The following is a 20,652-nucleotide window of genomic DNA, read 5'->3' as shown; positions in this document are numbered from 1 at the left end:
CGCTCCCACAGGTGTACAGATACTTTCAAGGTTTGACTCAAGCCCCGGCCTGGTCGAAGCTTGCGTGACTTCACGCTTCTGGTCATGGATTTCCTGCATGCTTTCGCCTCGTCGCTACCTGATTCTCAGCCTTTCGATCCTGCTAGCGATCAGTGTCGTCGCGATCTGGCTACGCAGCACCACACCGCAAATTCCCGAGGCGATCAAGCGTGGCTACAGCGAGGCACTGGAACAGGCGCGCAACGGCCAGCCCGGTGCAGCGCGGGTGTTGTATCAGCAACTGGGCCGCCCGGACATCTCACCCAAGCGCCGCGTGCGGCTGCATGCCGAACTGCCCAACTACCCAAGCCCCCAGGCCTTGAAACTGGCCGATGCAGACCTGCACCACGAATCGCCTGATGTGCGTCGAGCCGCCATCACCAGCATCGTCGGGCTGGTACCGACGGGCCAGCGTGCGCTGTTGATCGGCCCGCTTCTGGATGACGACGACCAAAGCGTACGTTTCGCCGCCGTGAACGCCCTGCTGGGCTTGTCACCCGATGACCTTGGGCTGTACTTCGGAGCGATGCAGCTGGCGATCGATACCTGGGAGCAGGTATTGGAAGACGCCCCGCCGAGCGCTGAAAACCACTACCAACTCGCCCGTCTGCATCTGCACAACGCCGAGCTGAAGAAAGCCCAACAAGCGCTGGAACAAGCCCTGAAGCTGCAACCGGACAACCTGCCGGCACTGGTCATGCAGATCGAGGTGCTCGACAAGCAGGGCCAAGGCGAAGCCGCACGCCAGTTACTTGCCCGGCAGTTGCAAACCCAGCCGGAGTCGGCTTATCTGCAACATGCATTGGGCATGTGGCTGCTGCACCATGGCCAGAGCGAGTTTGCGCTGCTCGGTCTGTCCAAGGCCGTGGAACTCGAACCGCAGAACCGACAATACCGTTATGACCTGGCGACAACCCTGCATGCCGAGCAGGAAGTGGAGGCGGCGCAGAAACAGCTTCAGGAGATCGTCCAGCGCTACCCCGCTGACCGCAAGGCGCGGGTGCTCTTGATCAATTACTGGAAGGAAACCGGGCAGCTGCAGAATGTGCAGATCCTGCTGGCGCAGCTCGAACAACTCAATCCCGACGACCCGGCGTTGCAACAAGGCCTTTAGGAGCAACAGGTTTGACAAGGTGCCCGCAACCCTGATTATTTTTTTATAAACGAGCCATCAGCGACACCCGACAGATCACCGCAAAACTTGTGCAGTATCCCGCGTTTTGTAAAAGCAAGCGGAACCGCCAACACCGCAAAAGGTCAAGTATTCAGGCAGTTCATTTGCAGGCGCACGTTAGCCTGCTGCCGACTTCCCTAGTCATGAGAGGGTTATTTTTGTCTACATCCAATGAGTTGCTCAGCGCTAAAGCCGCCACCGGTATCGAAGGACTGGACGATATCCTTTCCGGTGGCTTGTCCCGCGGCCATGTGTTCCTGCTCGAAGGGGAACCCGGGACCGGCAAGACCACGGTCGCGTTGCAATTCCTGATAGCCGGCGCGCAGGCCGGCGAGCGAACGCTGTACATCACGCTATCGGAAACCGAGCGTGAACTGCGCCAGGGTGCCCAGTCCCACGGCTGGGTGCTCCCAGACAACATGCATATTTTCGAGCTGACCCCGGCCGAAGATCTGCTCAACGCCGAGCACCAGCAGAGCCTGCTGTACTCCTCGGACCTGGAGCTGGGTGAGGCGACCCGGCAGATTTTCGAAGTGGTCGAACAGGTCAAGCCGACCCGTGTGGTCCTCGACAGCCTGTCGGAGATTCGGCTGCTGGCACAAAGCTCCCTGCGCTACCGGCGCCAGATCCTGGCGATCAAGCACTATTTCGTCCGTTATGACGCCACCGTCCTGTTGCTGGACGACCTGACCACCGAGTCCCTGGACAAGACCGTACACAGCGTCGCCCACGGGGTCATTCGCCTGGAAGAACTGACCCCCTCCTACGGCGCCGAGCGGCGGCGTGTGCGGGTGGTCAAATATCGCGGGCAGAAATACCGCGGCGGTTTCCATGACTTCACCATTATGGGCGACGGCGTGCATGTCTTCCCGCGATTGGTGGCCGCCGAACACCGCAGCGGCTACCTGCGCCAGCAACTGTCCAGCGGCATCAGCGGTCTGGACGCCTTGCTCGGCGGCGGCATCGAGACCGGCTCCAGCACCTTGGTCCTCGGACCGGCCGGCACCGGCAAGTCGCTGATCTCCACGATCTTTGCCGTCGCAGCCGTTAATCGCGGCGAAAAGGCCGCACTGTTCATCTTCGATGAAGAGCTGGGCTTGCTGTTCGAACGCATGAAAAACATGGGCATCGACCTGAAGGCCCTGCAGAACACCGGCAATCTGTTGATCGAACAGGTCGATGCCGCCGAACTGTCACCCGGCGAGTTCTCCCACCGCGTGCGCCGTTGCGTGGACGAAGCCGACATCAAGACTGTCATCATCGACAGCATCAACGGCTACCAGGCGGCCATGCCAGAAGAAAATGCCCTGGTGCTGCACATGCACGAGTTGTTGCTGTACCTCAATCGCAAGGGCGCCGCGACCTACATGACCGTGGCACAACACGGGCTGGTGGGCGACATGCAGGCGCCGGTGGACATCACCTACCTGGCCGACACCGTTGTGTTGTTACGTTATTTCGAGGCACTGGGCAAGGTTCGCCGGGCGATCTCTATCATCAAGAAACGCACCGGCACCCACGAGTCGACCATTCGCGAGTACCGCATCAGTGGCAAGGGCCTGACCATTGGCGAACCTCTGGAAGCCTTCCAGGGCGTGCTGCGCGGAGTGCCCACCTACCTGGGAGAAGGCAATCCATTGCTCAAGGATGACCCGCGGTGACGTTGGCCGAGCCCTTGTCCGAGCGGGCCCTGATCCTTGCACCACTCGGGCGGGACAGCCTGATCGCACTGAAGATTCTCAACGAGGCCGGTTTCGCGGGGCTGATCTGCCAGCACCTGGTGCATCTGTGCGAAGAACTGGAACGTGGCGCCGGGCTGGTGGTGGTTTCCGCCGAAGCCCTGCTCGGCCCTGGCCTGGAGACCTTGTTCCAGCTGATCGAACAGCAACCGGCCTGGTCTGACCTGCCTATCGTGTTGCTGACCCATCATGGAGGCCCGGAACTCAACCCGCTGGCGCGTCTTGGCGCACAACTGGGCAACGTGACGTTCCTGGAACGACCCTTCCACCCGGTCACCCTGGTCAGCCTGGTTACCACGGCCCTGCGCGGGCGACGAAGGCAATACGAAGCCCGGGACCGCCTGATCGATCTCAGCAATAGTGAGCAGCGCCTGCAAACCATCCTGGAAACCCTTGAGCAGCAAGTAGAAGAGCGCACCGCTCAGTTGCGTCATAACGAAGAAGCCTTGCGCCAATCGCAGAAGATGGAAGCGGTCGGCCAGTTGACCGGTGGTATCGCCCACGATTTCAACAACATGCTCACCGGGATCATCGGCAGCCTGGAGCTTTTGCGCCGCCGCCTGGCTCGGGGCCGCACCGAAGACCTGGACAGCCTGATCGACCTGGGCGTGACCTCGGCCAACCGCGCCGCCGGCCTGACCCATCGCTTGCTGGCCTTCTCCCGTCGCCAGTCGCTGGACTCGAAGGCAGTGCAGATGAACACCCTGGTCCTGTCCATGGGCGAACTGCTGCAACGCAGCCTCAATGAAAGCATCCGCCTGGAGATGCGGCTGGACGAGCAGCTCTGGGTCGCCGAAGCCGACCCCAACCAACTGGAAAGCGCCCTGCTTAACCTGGTGCTCAACGCCCGGGATGCGATGCACGACGGTGGGACGCTGGTGGTACAGACGTTCAACCGGCACCTGAATGCCGACTTTACCGAGGCCTACAGCAACCTCGAACCCGGCGATTATGTAGTGCTCAGCGTTCAGGACACCGGCTGCGGCATGCCCGAGTCGGTGATCAGCCGGGCATTCGATCCGTTCTTTACCACCAAGCCGATCGGCCAGGGCACCGGGCTGGGCCTGTCGATGATCTATGGCTTCAGCAAACAATCGCGCGGCCACGTGACCATTGACAGCGAAGTCGGCAAAGGCACCACAGTGAACCTGTTCCTGCCACGCTTCGTGGGTGAGGCCATCGCCGAACCGACAGTGGGCATCCCGCATGCACCGCAAGCGCAGGATGGTGAAACGGTGCTGATCGTGGAAGACGATCCGGCAGTGCGCGTGCTGGTCAGCTCGGTACTCAGTGAGTTGGGTTACGCCTTTGTCGAGGCTGCCGACGCCGACAGTGCGGTGCCTATTCTGCAATCAGAGCAACGCATCGACCTGATGATCAGCGACGTAGGCCTGCCAGGCATGAATGGCCGCCAACTGGCGGAAATCGGCCGACAGATCCGCCCTGACCTGCGGGTGCTGTTCATTACCGGTTACGCCGAGCATGCAGCGGTACGCGGCGGCTTCCTCGACCCTGGCATGCAGTTGATCACCAAGCCCTTCACCTTCGACCTGCTGACGGCCAAGGTGCGGGAGATGATCGAGGTTTGAGATCTCTGGCCCACGACGGCTATCGTGGCGAGGGAGCTTGCTCCCGCTGGACTGCGTAGCGGTCCCATGGGGGCAAATCTGATCGGACAGTGTCTGCTTGAGAGGGGCCGCTTCGCGGCCCAGCGGGAGCAAGCTCCCTCGCCACAGAAAGCTCCCTGACCGCAGGTCAAGCGTGCTCAGCAGGTCTACGAAAGCATCTTCTGCATGATTTTCTGCAACTCATCCAGGTCAAACGGTTTGTCCAGGATCGGCGCCTTGCGGGTGATGGGGCTATCGGTATCGCGGACTTCCTGGGCGTAGCCGCTGATAAAAATAACTTTCAGGTCGGGACGCAATTTCACCGCGGGTTCGGCAATCTGCACCCCGGAGATCCCGCCCGGCAGACGGAAATCGGTGATCATCATGTCCAGGTGCGGCTTGCGCGCCAGGATTTCAAAAGCCTCCTCGCCGTTCTTTGCCTCCAACACCCGGTAACCTTGAAGCTGAAGAAAGGCAGAGAGCACCGTCAGAATCGACGACTCATCTTCGACAATCAACACTACATCTTGCGCATCTTCACTCATGAGAAGCCTTTGTTCGATCAATAGCTGCTGATACGACCCTGGAGTCACTCAGAGGTTGCGTCTGTTCGACGGTTTTGTGCGCACCGCTGTTCAGCAAGGGCAGGCACACGCGAAACAGCGCCCCTTCGTTGATCCGACTCTCAACCGTGATAGTCCCCCCGTGTGCGGTGACGATCTGTTCGGAGATGAACAATCCCAATCCCAGGCCGGACGCCGCCGCTTTGGAAGACACGCGTTCGAATTGCTGGAAGATGCGTTTCTGGTTCTCCTCGCTGATACCGATACCGTGGTCCTGGACCTCGACGCAAGCGTGCTCGGGGGTCTGGTACACGCGCACTTCGATCAGACTCTTGCCGCCGTAGCGCAGGGCATTGGTCAACAGGTTCGAGACCACCTGCTCGATGCGAAACTCATCCCAAAGCCCCTCGACCATCGGCTCTGCCGTGTACTTCAACGAACATTCGGCGACCGCGATCTGCGGTTGGAAATTGCGCAGCAGGTTTTCCACCAGCGCCGTCAGGTTGAAGCGGCTCGGACGGATCGACAGCTTGCCGGTGCGAATCCGCGAAACGTCAAGCATGTCCTCGATCAAGCGAATCAGACTCCTGATCTGCCGCTCGTCGCGCTCGACCATGGCCCGCACCTTGTCCAGAGTGAAAGCTGCAGCATTATCCCGAGCCAGGTGCATCTTGCGCAGCTGCGTCTCTAGAATCAGGCCATTGAGGGGCGTGCGGACCTCGTGGGCGACGATGGACATGAAGTCGTCGCGCATGCGCACCGCCTGCTCCAGCTCACCACGAGTGGCCTCCAACTGCTGCACCAGCAATTGCTGCTCGCGCCTGCTCTGTTCGAGGGCGATGACCTGCTCTTTTACCGCTTTTCGCTGGCGATAGAGTTCGACGAAGACGTTGACCTTACTCTTGACTGCATGGGTATCCAACGGCTTGTGCAGGAAGTCCACCGCACCGTTTTCGTAGCCGGTAAAGGCATAGTTGCGCTCGCGACCGGCAGCGCTGACGAAAATGATCGGGATGCTGCGGGTCTTTTCCGTGCCACGCATCAACTCGGCCAGTTCGAAACCATTCATGCCCGGCATCTGCACGTCGATGATCGCCAGGGCAAAGTCATGTTGCAGCAACAGGGACAGCGCTTCGTCGGCCGACTGGGCCTTGAATACCTGGCGGTCGTCTCCCTTGATCAGCGCCTGCAGGGCCAACAGATTCTCAGGCAGATCGTCGACGATCAGCAGTTTGGCGTGAATATCTCTTGGCATGTGGTTCATTCCAGCCCGGCCAGCAATTGGCCGATGCCTAGCAAAGTGAGGATATGATCGGGCTGGTGCAGGGCCAGCGCCGCTTCAGGCATGGTCGAGACCTGGGCTTCGTCGGGATCCTGGACCACCGTGGTTCCGCCCAGTTCCCTGACCCGCGCCAGGCCACGGGCGCCATCGCAGTTGGCGCCAGTCATCAGTACCGCCAGCAAACGCGGTCCATAGACATCGGCGGCCGACTCGAACAGTACATCAATCGAGGGCCGGGAATGGTGCACCGGCTCCTCCAGACTCAACGACAGGCTTCGATCGGCTTCCACCGACAGGTGATAGCCGGGAGTTGCGAAGTACAAGGTGCCAGGCACGATATCCATTTTGTCCCGTGCCTCCAGCACCGGTACCGCGAGGCGATGACCAAACACCTCGGCCAACTGGCTGTCGCGCTGGTCCGGCAAGTGCAGCACCACCATGACCGGCAGGCCGAAGCCCTGGCGCAGGTGTCCGAACACCTTGAGCAGTGCTTCGACGCCGCCGGCGGATGCGCCCACGACAATGGCCTCGATGGGGGCCCCGGATCGGTCCGTCGACTGGTTCATAACTTGCGATAGATCCGCTCCTGTTTGACCAACGGCTCGAAGTGCCCGCCGTAGGCCGAGAAATCTAGGGTCTCCTTACTGCCCAATACCAGGAAACCGCGATGACTCAGGGACTCATGAAACAGGCCGAACGCACGATCTTGCAACTTTTTGTTGAAATAGATCAATACGTTACGGCATGAAATTAATTGAGTTTCTGAAAATACGCTGTCGGTGGCCAGGCTGTGATCGGCGAAGGTCACGTTCTTGCACAGGGACTTGTCGAACATCGCGTAATCGTAGGCCGCCGTGTAGTAATCGGCAAACGAGCGTCGGCCGCCGGCGCGCTGGTAATTCTGCGTATAGGCGCGCACGCTTTCCAGGGAAAAGATGCCTTGCTTGGCTTTTTCCAGCGAGCGTGGATTGATATCGGTGGCGTAGATGAACGTGCGGTCCAGCAGACCTTCTTCGCGCAACAGGATCGCCATGGAGTAGACCTCTTCCCCCGTACTGCATCCGGCTATCCAGATCTTGATCGAGGGGTAAGTCTTGAGCAGCGGCACCACTTCCTCGCGGATCGCGAGGAAGTGCGTCGGGTCACGAAACATCTCGCTGACCGGTATCGTCAACAGCTGCAGCAACTGCATGAAGGCGCCCGGGTCGTGCAGCACCCGCTCCTGCAACGCCGAGATGGTCTTGCATTCGAACTGGCCCAGCGCATGTTGCACCCGGCGCTTGATCGATGAGCCGGAATAATCGCGAAAATCGTAGCTGTACTTGAGGTAGATCGCCTCGATCAACAACCGAAGTTCAATGTCAGAGTCTCGTTCCACTAAATTCTTTCCATATTCGGCAACCACACGCGAATCAGCGAAAACAGACGATCCAGGTCTATCGGCTTGGCCAGATAATCGTTGGAGCCCGCGGCCAGGCACCGTTCCTGGTCATCTTTCATGGCCTTGGCCGTTACGGCAATGATGGGCAGCTTGCGCCAGCGCGGGTCCTTGCGGATCCGTGCGGTGGCTTCGAAACCATCCATCTCGGGCATCATCACGTCCATCAGCACCAGGTCTATGTCTTCGACTTCGTTCAGGCGATCGATCGCCTCATATCCGTTACGGCCGATGACAACCACCGCCCCTTTCGCCTCCAAGGCGCTGGTCAGGGCAAAAATGTTGCGCACATCGTCGTCCACCAGCAACACCTTGCGGCCCTCGAATACCTTGTCGCGGCTGCGGGCGGTCTTGAGCATCCTTTGTCGCTCATGGGACAACCGCGATTCGACTTTGTGCAGAAAAAGTGTCACCTCGTCCAACAGGCGCTCCGGCGAACGGGCGCCCTTGATGATGATCGAGCGCGAGTACTTGCGCAGTTCGGCCTCCTCATCCCGGGTCAGGTTGCGCCCGGTGTAAACGATCACGGGTGGAAACGAGCAGATATCCTCGGTAGACATGCGCTTGAGCAGGTCGTTGCCCAGCATGTCCGGCAGCTTCAGGTCGATAACCATGCAGTCGTAGACATTGGTGCGCAGCAGGTCCAGCGCCTCTTGCGCGAGGCCGACGGCGGTGATCTCGATGTCATCGTCGCCGATCAGGCGAGTGATACTGTCACGCTGCAGGTCATCGTCCTCCACCAGCAGCACATGCTTGACCTTCTGCGTCAACTTGGCTTCCAGGCGGGCGAAGACCTCCTTGAGTTCCTCACGGGTAGTGGGCTTTACGGCGTAGCCGATGGCGCCCATGTGCATGGCCGCCTCGACGCGGTCCTCCACGGAAATCACGTGCACCGGGATGTGCCGCGTCTCGGGCTGCTCCTTGAGCCGCTGCAACACTGTCAGCCCGGAGTGGTCCGGCAGGCGCATGTCCAGCAGGATCGCATCGGGGCTCAGGTGCGAGGCCAGGTCGAAGCCTTCGTCGGCACCGTGGGCCACCAGACACTGATAACCCAGTTCATGGGCCAGGTCGAACAGGATCCGGGCAAACTTGGGCTCATCCTCGATCACCAGGATGCAACGGGTGTCGAACGGTGCCTTGTTGCGGTCATCGGCGAACCGGACGATGGGCAGGTCCACCTCGGCGATCAGCGGTGCGCGGGCCGTTTCGCGTGACTGCGGAGCCGGTGCCGGCGCGGTCGCCGTCGGGGTGAAGGTTCTTGGCTCTACCGGCGTGTCTCCCGGCTCGACGTAGCGTTCAGGCAGCACCAGGGTAAACACACTGCCCTGCCCCGGCTCACTGGAAACCGAAATCGAGCCGCCCAGCAACGTTGCCAGATCGCGAGAGATCGACAGCCCCAGGCCTGTACCGCCGTACCGACGGTTGGTGGTGCCATCGGCCTGGCGGAAAGCCTCGAAGATGCTCTCCTGCTGATCGGCGGCGATGCCGATTCCCGAATCGCGCACCATGAACGCGATACCCGAGCCCGGTTGACCGGCCACGGACAGGCTGACGCCGCCTTGCTCGGTAAACTTGACGGCATTGGACAACAGGTTCTTGATCACCTGTTCCAGGCGTTGGCGGTCGGTATACAGCATCGACGGTGCGTCCGGCAGCACCTGCACCTCGAAGCTCAAGCCCTTGTCGGCGGCCAGCGGCATGAACATGTCCCGCAGCCCCTCCACCAGGCGTTGCACACTGGTGCTCTCCGGACGCACTTCCAGCTTACCGGCCTCGACTTTGGAAATGTCCAGGATATCGTTGATCAGGTTCAGCAAATCATTGCCGGCGGAGTAGATCGACTCGGCGAACTTGACCTGCTCTTCACTGAGATTCTTCTGCGGGTTCTCCGCCAGCAGCTTGGACAGGATCAACGAACTGTTGAGCGGCGTGCGCAACTCATGGGACATGTTCGCCAGGAACTCGGACTTGTATTTGCTCGAACGCTGCAGTTCTTCGGCGCGCTCCTGCAACTGGATCTGGGCCAGATTCAGCTCGCTGTTCTTCTGGTCCATGGCGTCGCGTTGCTCGGCCAGTAGCTCGTTGGTCTGCTCCAGTTCCTGTTGCTGGGTTTCCAGGTGCGCCTGGGATTCCTTGAGAATCCGCGACTGCTCCTCCAGCTCCTCGTTGGCCGTCTTGAGTTCTTCCTGCTGGACTTGCAGCTCCTCGTTCAATTGCTGGGTTTCTGCCAAGACCTCCTGCAAACGTTGGCGATAACGGGCTGCCTCGATGGACGTGCCGATGTTGCCTGCCACCAGCTCCAGCAATTCGACATCGCGATCGGTCAAGGGGCGCAGGAAGCCCAGCTCGATGACGCCATTGATCCGGTCGTCATCGCTGGTGGGCATCACCACCACGCTGTTGGGCAGACCTTGGCCGAGCCCGGAACTGACTTTCAGATAATCGTCGGGGACCTCGTCCAGACGGATAGCTCGCCCTTGCTTGACGGCCTGACCGACGATGCCTTCGCCGTCGATGATGATCTGGTGCTGCTCGTCGTCCTCCCGGGACATCCCGTAAGTCGCGACACGCCTGAGCACGCCGGTCTCTTCCCGCGCATACAACGCAGCGACGGCGGAGCCCAGGTATCGGGCGCAAAATTGCAGGATATTGCGCCCCAACAGATTCAGGGTCAGTTGCCCCAGGACCTGCTCCGCCAGCTGGGTCTGCCCCGTGCGCAGCCAGGCTTGCTTCTCCAGACGCTCGGCGCTTTGCTGCTGTTTCTTCAGGGTGGCGCTATAGCTGTTGGACAGGCTCAACAGATCCCGGCGGCCGATATAGGCCAGCAGTCCGCTGACGGCGGCAACGAACAGCAGGTACAGGGCGATGCTCCAGATCGTGGTGGCGCGCACGTCTTCGTTGCGGGCCACGCGCAGCTGCTGTTCAGTCTCGACGATTTCCTCGAAAGTGTTGCGGATCTCGTCCGTCAGACGCTTGCCGCGCCCGGCCTTGATCGCCCCTCTGTAGTCGCCGCTGGAGCGTTGCAGGTCGATCATGCTCTGGGCGTAGCTGGTCCATTCCGCCTGCAGTGCCTGTACCTTGTGCAGGCGGTCGGTCTGGGTCGGATTGTCGGCTGTCAATTCCAACAATGTTTCCAGGGCCACAGCAATACGAGGCTTGGCGACTTCATAGGGGTCGAGGAAGTGCTCATCGCCGCTGAGCAGGTAGCCGCGCATACCGGTTTCCAGGTCCACGCTCAACTTCAGCGCTTCGTTGGCGTTATTGATCACCCGGTCGGTATGCCCGACCCACTGGATCACCGACAACAGATAAGTGATCAACACGATGAAGAACACGGCGCTGAGCGCGCCGATGCCCAACGGCAGGCTGATGTTGCGGCTCAGGAGCTTGCGAAAGCTTTGTTCGTCAACCGTAGACGAAGGAGTCATGGAATAGGCCTTGGTGGACAGTTGAAAACCGTGGAGTTTGCCCGAAAAATGTCGGTTGTATCCACATATCTGACAAGATAAAAGGCACAATTCCCACAGCGAACTGCCCTGTCGCGACGCAGCGACTATCCTTGTCAGCTCTTGTACTATAGATCCTTTGTTGTACAAGTCGGGGAACTTGTGCCGCCCTGCAACTTACTCATGCAGGAGGCCGTTTTTTACGCTCGTCCCGATTTCATTTTTTGAGAAGACCGACTATGTCCATCCCCGCCCCCATCCACCCACCCACCATCCTGGTCGTCGAGGATGATGACATCGTGCGCATGCTGATCGTCGATGTGCTCGAAGAACTCGAATACCAGGTGCTGGAGGCGGATGGTTGTGATCAGGCCCTGGCATTTTTGCGCGACGAGGCGCTGCCCATCGCCCTGATGATGACGGATGTCGGCCTGCCGGTGATGGACGGCCGAGAGCTGGCCAAGCAGGCCCGACTGGTGCGGCCGGGGCTGGCGATCCTGTTTGCCAGCGGCTACGCCGAGAGCATCGATGTACCGGAAGGCATGGCGGTGATCGGCAAGCCGTTTTCCATCGACCAGCTACGCGACAAGGTCCAACGTATTCTTGCTTGAGCCGGATCCGATTGTTGGTCACTATCGGCGCCCCGCGCGCCGACTGCGCCTGATTCGCCTTTAGGATTGCCTGCTCATGCTTCATCCCGCTGCCACTAAGGTCCTGGTCATCGGCTACGTCTGGCCGGAACCGCGCTCATCCGCTGCCAGTGGCCATGTCATGCAGATCCTCGAAACCTTCCTCGACGAAGGCTGGGACATTACCTTCAGCAGCCCCGCAGGATTTGGCGAGCACCGCGCCGATCTGGCGGCGCTGGGCATCCGGGAGGTGCCGATCGAACTCAATAACAGCAGTTTCGACGCGTTCATCCGGGAACTGGCGCCGGATATCGTGCTGTTCGATCAATTCATGATGGAAGAACAGTTCGGTTGGCGTGTCGAGAAACACTGCCCCGATGCCCTGCGTGTGCTGGAGACTTCCGACCTGCAAAGCCTGCGTCACGCCCGCCATCAGCGCCTGAAGGAGCGGTTGAAGGCCGATGATGCATCCGAGGATTTCAGCGACCTGTTTGCCCCTGCCCTGCGCGAGGAATTCGAGCTGATGGCCGACACCGACCTGGCCAAGCGCGAAATCGCCGCGCTATATCGCTGCGACCTGAACCTGATGGTCTCGGAGGTGGAGATCGAGCTGCTGGTGGAACACTTCAAGCTGCCCCGCAGCCTGCTGCACTGGTGCCCGTTGATGCCGGACCCGCCCAGCGCGCCCCTCGTGCCTTTCGAAGAACGGGCGCATTTTCTGAGTATCGGCAATTTCCGCCATGCGCCGAACTGGGACGCCGTGCTCTGGATGAAAAACGCCGTGTGGCCGCTGATCCGCCAGCAACTGCCTGGCGCACAACTGCATTTATATGGCGCCTACACCCCGCCCAAGGCCGCCGCCCTGCACAATCCGGCCCAGGGCTTTCATATCATGAACTGGGCCGAAGACGCCTTGCAGGTGATGTCGGCGGCGCGCATCTGCCTGGCACCGCTGCGTTTCGGCGCCGGCATCAAGGGCAAACTGATCGACGCGATGCTTTGCGGCACACCGAATGTCACCACCCCGGTGGGCGCCGAGGCCATGCACGGCGACCTGCCCTGGCCGGGATCGATTGCCCGCAGCGCCGATGGCATCGCCCACGCTGCGGTGCAGCTCTACAGCGACCCGGCACGCTGGACCCAGGCCCGGGACGCCGGCCTCGCCCTGCTCGCCAAGCGTTACCGACGGCAGGTGCATGGCCCGGCACTGATCGAAAGCATCGACGCCTGCCGCACCAACCTGGCGCAACGCCGCCGCGACAACTTCACCGGCAGCATGCTGCGCCACCACCAGCACAAGAGCACCCAATACATGTCCCAGTGGATCGAAGAAAAGAACCGCAACCACTGAACCGACCGTCCGGGCTGGCACCGATCCGGCGAAGGGGGCATTATCCAATGGCGATAACAACAAAAGCCTCAGGCCCATGACCCGAACCGCAAGAGTCACCGACCCTTCCTACGAGTTGATGGACGACCACAACGGCCTGTCCATCATCTACCGTCAGCACGGCTTCCCTTGCCCGCTGGTGCGCTGGCATTTCCATAAGGAATACGAGCTGCACCTGATCACCGCCAGCTCCGGCAAGGTGTTCATCGGCGATTACATCGGCAATTTCTATCCGCAGACGCTGTTTCTCACCGGGCCCAACCTGCCTCATAACTGGATCAGCCAGGTGACCGAGGATGAGGTGGTGCCCAAGCGCGACATGCTGGTGAACTTCACCGATGAGTTGTTCGACAGCGGTCATCAGGTATTTGCCGAGCTCAAGTCCATTGCGCCATTGCTCGAACGGGCCCGATACGGCATCGAGTTTCGCTGCAAGCGCACCATTCGCCAGGCGATGATCCTGATGCAACGCATCGCCGACTCCCAGGGGATGAGCCGTCTCGGATACTTTTTCATCCTGATGGACCTGCTGGCCGCCAGCGACGACTACCAACTGCTGTCGGGGTCGACGTCCACGCCATCCACGGACGAGCACAGCATCGACCGCACCAACCGCGCGGTGGACTACATTTTTGCCCACTACGCCCGAGAGCTGTCCCTGGAAGAAGTCGCCGAGCACCTGGGCATGAAACCCACCTACTTCAGTCGGGTGTTCAAGCAGGCCACCGGGCGCTGCTTCATTGAGTTCGTCAATCGCCTGCGCATCAGCAAGTCCTGCGAACTGCTGGCCGACGGCGACAAACCAGTGACAGACGTATGCTTCGAATCGGGCTTCAACAATATTTCCAACTTCAACCGACGCTTCCAGCAGCTCAAAGGCATGACGCCTTCTCACTACCGCCGGCTGGCGGTGCAGCGCCTGACGGAGCAGAACCAGGGCTGAGCCCCTTGTGGCGAGGGGACTTAGCGAAACGTCGCACCGCCCCGTTGGGCTGCGCAGCGGCCCCAGATACCTCTACCACTGCGGTATATCGATCAGGATGAAGGGGGCTGCTCCGCAGCCCAGCGGGGATAAATCCCCTCGCCACAGGTTAATCCTTTCACCCTGTTCTCGATCAGTGCAAAAAAGTATCAGCACAAGTGCGACGGATGATTTGTCATGCCGTCCATAGAGGGCTGTAATCAGCGCACATTCTTCCCTTCATCCGGAAGACACAAAAACAATAACTGTCCTTCTGTAGCCTATCGGCGCGGAAAAGGAGTGCGCGATGAAACCTTCGGTAAAAGCTCTGCTTGTCTCCACCTGCATGACCCTCAGCAGCGTCAGTTTCGGCGCGCAGACCCTGACCATTGCCACCGTCAACAACAGCGACATGATCCGTATGCAGAAGCTCTCGAAAACCTTCGAGAGCGAGCATCCGGACATCAAGCTGAACTGGGTGGTGCTTGAAGAGAATGTCCTGCGGCAACGCCTGACCACAGACATTGCCACCCAAGGCGGGCAGTTCGACGTGTTGACCATTGGCATGTACGAAGCTGCACTCTGGGGTGCCAAGGGCTGGCTGGAGCCAATGAAAGACCTGCCGGCTTCCTACGACCTGGATGATGTGTTCGCCTCGGTACGTGACGGCTTGTCCGTCAAGGGGTCGCTGTACGCCCTGCCCTTCTATGCCGAAAGCTCGATTACCTACTACCGCACCGACCTGTTCAAGGACGCCGGTTTGACCATGCCCGAACACCCGACCTGGACCCAGATCGGCGAGTTCGCGGAGAAACTCACCGACAAGTCCAAGGAACAGTACGGCCTGTGCCTGCGGGGCAAAGCCGGCTGGGGCGAGAACATGGCGCTGATCACTACCCTGGCCAACGGTTATGGCGCGCGCTGGTTCGATGAGAAATGGCAACCGCAATTCAACGGGCCCGAGTGGAAAGACGCGCTGAATTTCTACGTCAACAACATGAAAAAATCCGGCCCGCCAGGCGCATCCAGCAACGGTTTCAACGAGAACCTGGCGCTGTTCAACAGCGGCAAGTGCGCGATCTGGGTCGATGCCAGCGTGGCCGGTTCGTTCGTCACCGACAAGACCCAGAGCAAAGTCGCCGATCACGTCGGCTTCACCTTCGCGCCCCATGAGAAAACCGACAAGGGCACCTCGTGGATGTATTCCTGGTCCCTGGCAATCCCCACCAGCTCGAAAGCCAAGGACGCCGCCAAGGTCTTTACCACCTGGGCGACCTCCAAGGAATACAGCCAACTGGTGGCCAAGACCGACGGCATCGCCAATGTACCGCCAGGCACCCGCACCTCGACCTACAGCGATGAGTACATGAAGGCCGCGCCGTTTGCCAAGGTGACGCTGGAATCGCTGAAAGTCGCCGACCCGAAGGCACCGACCCTCAAGCCTGTGCCCTATATCGGCATCCAGTTGGTGACCATCCCTGAGTTCCAGGCCATCGGCACCCAGGTGGGCAAGTTCTTCTCGGGCGCGCTGACCGGCCAGCAGACCGTGGACCAGGCCCTGGCCGCCGCGCAGTCGACCACCGAGCGTGAGATGAAGCGCGCCGGGTATCCAAAATAAGGTCTGAAACACTCCATTTGTGGCGAGGGAGCTTGCTCCCGCTGGGCCGGGCTGGCGCTCCAGCGCGCAGCGGCCCTGGTTCTTTGGGTCTGCTGCGCAGCCCAGCGGGAGCAAGCTCCCTCGCCACAGGGAATGACTGCCTAACGAGTGAATGATCGCCATGAATACTTCAACAACAACCGCCAAAGCCCCCATCGAGATTGCCCCGCCGGCGCGCAAGATCCGTCTGGCGAACCCTGGCTGGTTCCTGGTCAGCCCTTCGGTAGCCTTGTTGCTGCTGTGGATGATCGTGCCGCTGGGCATGACCGTCTACTTCTCGACGATCCGCTACAACCTGCTCTATCCCGGCGAGAACGAGTTCGTCGGGTTGGAGAACTTCACCTACTTCCTGACGGATTCGGGTTTCGTGCCGGGCGCCACCAACACACTGTTGCTGGTGGGCAGCGTGTTGCTGATCAGTGTCGTGCTGGGCGTGCTGATCAGCGCCCTGCTGGAGGCCAGTGAGTTTTTTGGTCGCGGGATCGTGCGCGTGTTGCTGATTTCGCCGTTCTTCATCATGCCCACCGTGAGCGCGCTGATCTGGAAGAACCTGATTTTCCATCCGGTCTCGGGGATTCTCGCCGCGGTGTGGAAACTGTTCGGCGCCGAGCCGGTGGACTGGCTGGCCCACTATCCGCTGCTGTCGATCATCGTCATTGTCAGCTGGCAATGGCTGCCTTTCGCGATCCTGATCCTGATGACGGCCATGCAGTCCCTCGACCAGGAGCAAAAAGAAGCCGCCCGCCTGGACGGCGCTGGAGCAATTGCGATTTTCTGGCACCTGACCCTGCCGCATCTGGCCCGGCCGATTGCCGTGGTGCTGATGATCGAGACGATCTTTCTGCTGTCAGTGTTCGCCGAGATTTTCACCACCACCAACGGCGGCCCCGGCTTCGCCTCGACCAACCTGGCCTACCTGATCTACAACCAGGCGCTGGTGCAGTTCGACGTCGGCATGGCTTCGGCCGGTGGCCTGATCGCCGTGGTGATCGCCAACATCGCCGCCATCATCCTGGTGCGGATGATCGGCAAAAACCTCACCGACAAGCCTTGAGGCCGCAGCCATGACCCTTCAACAATCCCGTCGCCTGCAAAGCCTGCTGCTGGGCACGCTGGCCTGGGCCATCGCGATCCTGATCTTCTTCCCGATCTTCTGGATGGTGCTGACCAGCTTCAAGACCGAAATCGATGCCTTCGCTACGCCGCCGCAGTTCATCTTCACGCCGACGCTGGAGAACTACCTGCACATCAATGAACGCAGCGACTATTTCAGTTTCGCCTGGAACTCGGTGGTGATTTCCTTCAGCGCCACCGCCCTGTGCCTGTTGATCGCAGTGCCGGCGGCCTACTCCATGGCGTTCTACGAAACCCAGCGCACCAAACGCACCCTGCTGTGGATGCTCTCCACCAAGATGCTGCCGCCGGTGGGCGTGCTGATGCCGATCTACTTGCTGGCCAAGAGTTTCGGCCTGCTGGACACCCGACTGGCGCTGATTTTCATCTACACGCTGATCAACCTGCCGATCGTGGTCTGGATGATTTACACCTATTTCAAGGACATCCCCCGCGACATCCTCGAAGCGGCCCGGCTGGACGGTGCCACGCTGTGGCAGGAAATGGTCCGGGTGCTGCTGCCGATTGCCAAGGGCGGCCTGGCTTCCACGGTGCTGCTATCGCTGATCCTGTGCTGGAACGAGGCCTTCTGGTCGCTGAACCTGACTTCGTCCAAAGCCGCGCCGCTGACCGCGTTGATCGCGTCCTACTCCAGCCCCGAAGGTTTGTTCTGGGCCAAGCTGTCCGCCGTCTCGACCCTGGCCTGTGCGCCGATCCTGATTTTTGGCTGGATCAGCCAGAAACAGCTGGTGCGCGGTTTGTCCTTCGGCGCCGTGAAATAGCGCGCCCTACATAATTATCAGAAGTGGAGGCCCATCATCATGGCCAACCTGAAAATCAAGAATCTGCAGAAAGGCTTCGAGGGCTTCTCGATCATCAAGGGCATCGACCTTGAGGTGAACGACCGCGAGTTCGTGGTCTTCGTCGGCCCCTCGGGCTGCGGCAAATCCACGCTGCTGCGGTTGATCGCCGGCCTGGAAGAAGTCAGCGACGGCACCATTGAACTCGATGGCCGAGACATCACCGAAGTCAGCCCGGCCAAGCGCGACCTGGCGATGGTGTTCCAGACCTATGCGTTGTATCCGCACATGAGCGTGCGAAAGAACATGTCCTTCGCCCTGGACCTGGCGGGCGTGCCCAAGGCTGAGGTGGAGAAAAAGGTCAACGAAGCGGCGCGTATCCTCGAACTGGGGCCGATGCTGGAGCGCAAGCCCAAGCAACTGTCCGGCGGCCAGCGCCAACGGGTAGCGATCGGCCGGGCCATCGTGCGCAATCCGAAGATCTTCCTGTTCGACGAGCCGCTGTCCAACCTCGATGCCGCGCTGCGGGTTCAGATGCGTCTGGAGCTGGCGCGGCTGCACAAGGAGTTGCAAGCGACCATGATCTACGTGACCCACGATCAAGTCGAAGCCATGACCCTGGCCGACAAGGTGGTGGTGCTCAATGGCGGGCGCATCGAGCAGGTCGGCTCGCCGCTGGAGTTGTACCACCAGCCGGCCAACCTGTTTGTCGCCGGGTTCCTCGGCACACCGAAAATGGGTTTTCTAAAAGGTAAGGTCACCGCGTTGGACAGCCAGGGCTGTGAAGTCCTGCTGGATGCCGGCACCCGCATCAATCTGCCCTTGAACGGCGCCAGCCTGAACGTCGGCGGCCCGGTGACCCTGGGGATTCGCCCGGAACACCTGAACCTGGCGCAACCGGGCGATTGCACGCTGCAAGTCACCGCTGACGTCAGCGAGCGGCTGGGCAGCGATACCTTCTGCCACGTCGTCACGGCGTCCGGCGAGGCGCTGACCATGCGCGTTCGTGGTGACCTGGCGAGCCGCTTCGGCGAACAGCTGAACCTGCACCTGGATGCCGAGCACTGCCACTTATTCGATGCCGATGGCGTAGCGGTCACCCGCGCGCTGCGCGCCGCTGCCTGATTGCCGAGACCTGCAATGAAACTCAACCGACAAAACCTGCACCACCTCACCCCGGGCATCGCCCTGCCCGCCTACCCGTTGGGCGATATTCGCCAGGGCATCGCCCATATCGGCGTCGGCGGTTTTCACCGGGCCCACCAGGCGTACTACACCGATGCCCTGATGAATACCGGCGAAGGCCTGGACTGGGCCATCTGTGGCGTCGGCTTGCGCGCTGAAGACCGCCGCGCCCGGGACGACCTGGCCGGGCAGGACTATCTGTTCACCCTGTATGAACTGGGCGATACCGATGACACCGAAGTGCGCGTGATCGGCGCCATCAACGACATGCTGCTGGCCGAGGACGACGCCCTGGCGTTGATCGACAAACTGGCCGACCCGCAGATCCGCATCGTCTCGCTGACCATCACCGAAGGCGGCTACTGCATCGACGACAGCACCGGCGAGTTCATGGCGCAGTTGCCGCAGATCCAGCACGACCTGGCCCACCCGGACGCGCCGAAGACCGTGTTCGGTTTTCTCTGCGCCGCCCTGGCCAAACGACGGGCCAATGGCACCCGTGCGTTCACCTTGATGTCTTGCGATAACCTGCCCCATAACGGCGCGGTGACCCGCAAGGCGCTGCTGGCCTTCGCAATCTTGCGTGACGCCGAGCTGGCGCACTGGATCGACCATAACGTCAGCTTCCCCAACGCCATGGTCGACCGCATCACGCCCATGACCAGCGTCGCCCATCGCCTGCAACTGCATGACGAACATGGCATCGACGACGCCTGGCCGGTGGTCTGCGAACCGTTCGTGCAGTGGGTATTGGAGGACAAGTTCGTCAACGGTCGTCCGGCCTGGGAAAAGGTCGGCGTGCAGTTCACCGCCGACGTGACGCCCTACGAAGAAATGAAGATCAAGCTGCTCAACGGCAGCCACCTGGCCCTGACCTACCTCGGTTTCCTGAAGGGCTACCGCTTCGTCCATGAAACGATGAATGATCCACTGTTCGTACGCTACATGCGCGCCTACATGGACTTGGACGTGACGCCGCAACTGGCGCCGGTGCCCGGCATCGACCTGACCGATTACAAGAACACCCTGGTGGAGCGTTTTTCCAACCAGGCGATTGCCGATCAGTTGGAGCGAGTGTGTTCGGATGGCTCGTCTAAGTTTCCCAAGTTCACCGTGCCGACCATCAACCGCCTGATTGCCGACGGCGCCGAAACCCGGCGTGCGGCGTTGGTGGTGGCGGCCTGGGCGGTATACCTCAAGGGCGTGGACGAAAATGGCGTGAGCTACTCGATTCCCGATCCGCGGGCAGCGTTCTGCCAGGCGTTGGTGGCCGACGATGCGCTGGTGACTCAACGGATGCTGGAGGTGGAGGAGATTTTCGGCAGCGCCATCCCTCGTTCTCCGGAGTTCGTGGCAGCATTCGAGTGGTGCTGCAACAGCTTGCGCGAGCATGGCGTGACGCACACGCTGGAGCGGGTGTTGGCGGATGCAGGCTAGACTGCGTGCGTACTGAACATTATTCCTGTGGCGAGGGAGCTTGCTCCCGCTGGGCTGCACAGCAGTCCCCAAACCGGACGACGCGGTGAGTCTGACGGACCGGGTGTCAGGCATTTGGGTCTGCTTCGCAGCCCAGCGGGAGCAAGCTCCCTCGCCACGGGGGACCGTGTTCAACTGATCATTGTGTACCGA

Annotated in this window: 16 protein-coding genes; 11 read left to right on the top strand and 5 right to left on the bottom strand. The window is 60.7% G+C overall.

Annotation, left to right across the window (positions count from 1 at the left end; genetic code table 11):
- The first annotated feature begins 97 nt into the window (after nt 1–97).
- The 3 genes from ACLEJR_RS12025 (at nt 98) to ACLEJR_RS12015 (ending at nt 4,541) form a co-directional block, all read left to right on the top strand.
- The gene (locus tag ACLEJR_RS12025) at nt 98–1,153 is read left to right on the top strand and encodes a tetratricopeptide repeat protein (RefSeq protein WP_440791685.1); all 1,056 of its coding nucleotides are present in this window, start codon (nt 98–100) and stop codon (nt 1,151–1,153) included.
- Nucleotides 1,154–1,371: 218 nt separating this feature from the next.
- Entirely contained in the window at nt 1,372–2,874 is a 1,503-nt protein-coding gene (locus ACLEJR_RS12020; protein ID WP_440814156.1) for an ATPase domain-containing protein, read from the top strand.
- Nucleotides 2,871–4,541 carry a response regulator gene (locus tag ACLEJR_RS12015; protein WP_440814154.1) on the top strand — a complete coding sequence of 557 codons (1,671 nt, stop codon included), beginning with the start codon at nt 2,871–2,873 and terminating at the stop codon, nt 4,539–4,541. The genes ACLEJR_RS12020 and ACLEJR_RS12015 overlap by 4 nt, the downstream gene beginning before the upstream one ends.
- A 185-nt stretch (nt 4,542–4,726) precedes the next feature.
- Here the strand turns inward: ACLEJR_RS12015 and ACLEJR_RS12010 are convergent, their stop codons facing one another.
- Genes ACLEJR_RS12010 through ACLEJR_RS11990 form a run of 5 tightly spaced genes read right to left on the bottom strand, consistent with a single transcriptional unit; the run spans nt 4,727 to nt 11,270 of the window.
- Nucleotides 4,727–5,104 (bottom strand): response regulator, encoded by a 378-nt coding sequence (locus ACLEJR_RS12010; RefSeq protein WP_440791681.1) that lies wholly within the window; start codon nt 5,102–5,104, stop codon nt 4,727–4,729.
- A complete protein-coding gene (locus ACLEJR_RS12005; protein WP_440791679.1) occupies nt 5,097–6,377 on the bottom strand; it encodes a hybrid sensor histidine kinase/response regulator in 1,281 nt (426 codons plus the stop codon). Before ACLEJR_RS12005 ends, ACLEJR_RS12010 begins: the two co-directional genes overlap by 8 nt.
- A gap of 5 nt (nt 6,378–6,382) precedes the next feature.
- The gene (locus ACLEJR_RS12000; RefSeq protein ID WP_440814151.1) at nt 6,383–6,970 is read right to left on the bottom strand and encodes a chemotaxis protein CheB; all 588 of its coding nucleotides are present in this window, start codon (nt 6,968–6,970) and stop codon (nt 6,383–6,385) included.
- Nucleotides 6,967–7,782 carry a CheR family methyltransferase gene (locus tag ACLEJR_RS11995; RefSeq protein ID WP_440791676.1) on the bottom strand — a complete coding sequence of 272 codons (816 nt, stop codon included), beginning with the start codon at nt 7,780–7,782 and terminating at the stop codon, nt 6,967–6,969. Before ACLEJR_RS11995 ends, ACLEJR_RS12000 begins: the two co-directional genes overlap by 4 nt.
- Nucleotides 7,782–11,270, bottom strand: a complete 3,489-nt coding sequence (locus tag ACLEJR_RS11990; protein WP_440814148.1) for a response regulator — start codon at nt 11,268–11,270, stop codon at nt 7,782–7,784. The genes ACLEJR_RS11995 and ACLEJR_RS11990 overlap by 1 nt, the downstream gene beginning before the upstream one ends.
- Nucleotides 11,271–11,527: 257 nt before the next feature.
- Here ACLEJR_RS11990 and ACLEJR_RS11985 point away from each other — a divergent pair, with 257 nt between their 5' ends.
- The 8 genes from ACLEJR_RS11985 to ACLEJR_RS11950 all read left to right on the top strand — a co-directional run bounded on the left by ACLEJR_RS11985 (nt 11,528) and on the right by ACLEJR_RS11950 (nt 20,460).
- Entirely contained in the window at nt 11,528–11,899 is a 372-nt protein-coding gene (locus ACLEJR_RS11985) for a response regulator (protein WP_440791672.1), read from the top strand.
- A gap of 76 nt (nt 11,900–11,975) precedes the next feature.
- The gene (locus ACLEJR_RS11980) at nt 11,976–13,268 is read left to right on the top strand and encodes a glycosyltransferase (RefSeq protein WP_440791670.1); all 1,293 of its coding nucleotides are present in this window, start codon (nt 11,976–11,978) and stop codon (nt 13,266–13,268) included.
- 76 nt (nt 13,269–13,344) lie between these two features.
- Complete coding sequence (locus tag ACLEJR_RS11975; RefSeq protein ID WP_440814146.1) at nt 13,345–14,250, top strand: AraC family transcriptional regulator; 906 nt, start codon at nt 13,345–13,347, stop codon at nt 14,248–14,250.
- Between the two features lie 325 nt (nt 14,251–14,575).
- On the top strand, nt 14,576–15,886 hold the full coding sequence (locus ACLEJR_RS11970; protein ID WP_440791667.1) for an ABC transporter substrate-binding protein: 1,311 nt from the start codon (nt 14,576–14,578) through the stop codon (nt 15,884–15,886).
- Between the two features lie 160 nt (nt 15,887–16,046).
- Nucleotides 16,047–16,979, top strand: coding sequence for a carbohydrate ABC transporter permease (locus ACLEJR_RS11965; RefSeq protein ID WP_440814145.1), 933 nt, complete (start codon nt 16,047–16,049; stop codon nt 16,977–16,979).
- A 10-nt stretch (nt 16,980–16,989) separates the two neighbouring features.
- Nucleotides 16,990–17,820 carry a carbohydrate ABC transporter permease gene (locus ACLEJR_RS11960; RefSeq protein WP_440814143.1) on the top strand — a complete coding sequence of 277 codons (831 nt, stop codon included), beginning with the start codon at nt 16,990–16,992 and terminating at the stop codon, nt 17,818–17,820.
- 39 nt (nt 17,821–17,859) lie between these two features.
- Nucleotides 17,860–18,963: an ABC transporter ATP-binding protein gene (locus ACLEJR_RS11955; protein ID WP_440791663.1), complete on the top strand. Its 1,104-nt coding sequence runs from the start codon at nt 17,860–17,862 to the stop codon at nt 18,961–18,963.
- 15 nt (nt 18,964–18,978) lie between these two features.
- On the top strand, nt 18,979–20,460 hold the full coding sequence (locus ACLEJR_RS11950; protein ID WP_440814141.1) for a mannitol dehydrogenase family protein: 1,482 nt from the start codon (nt 18,979–18,981) through the stop codon (nt 20,458–20,460).
- The last annotated feature ends 192 nt before the right edge of the window (nt 20,461–20,652 follow it).

The sequence above is a fragment of the Pseudomonas sp. SMN5 genome, from assembly GCF_052041925.1.
Classification (GTDB): Bacteria; Pseudomonadota; Gammaproteobacteria; order Pseudomonadales; family Pseudomonadaceae; genus Aquipseudomonas.
This window is presented reverse-complemented; position numbering and strand designations above follow the sequence as displayed.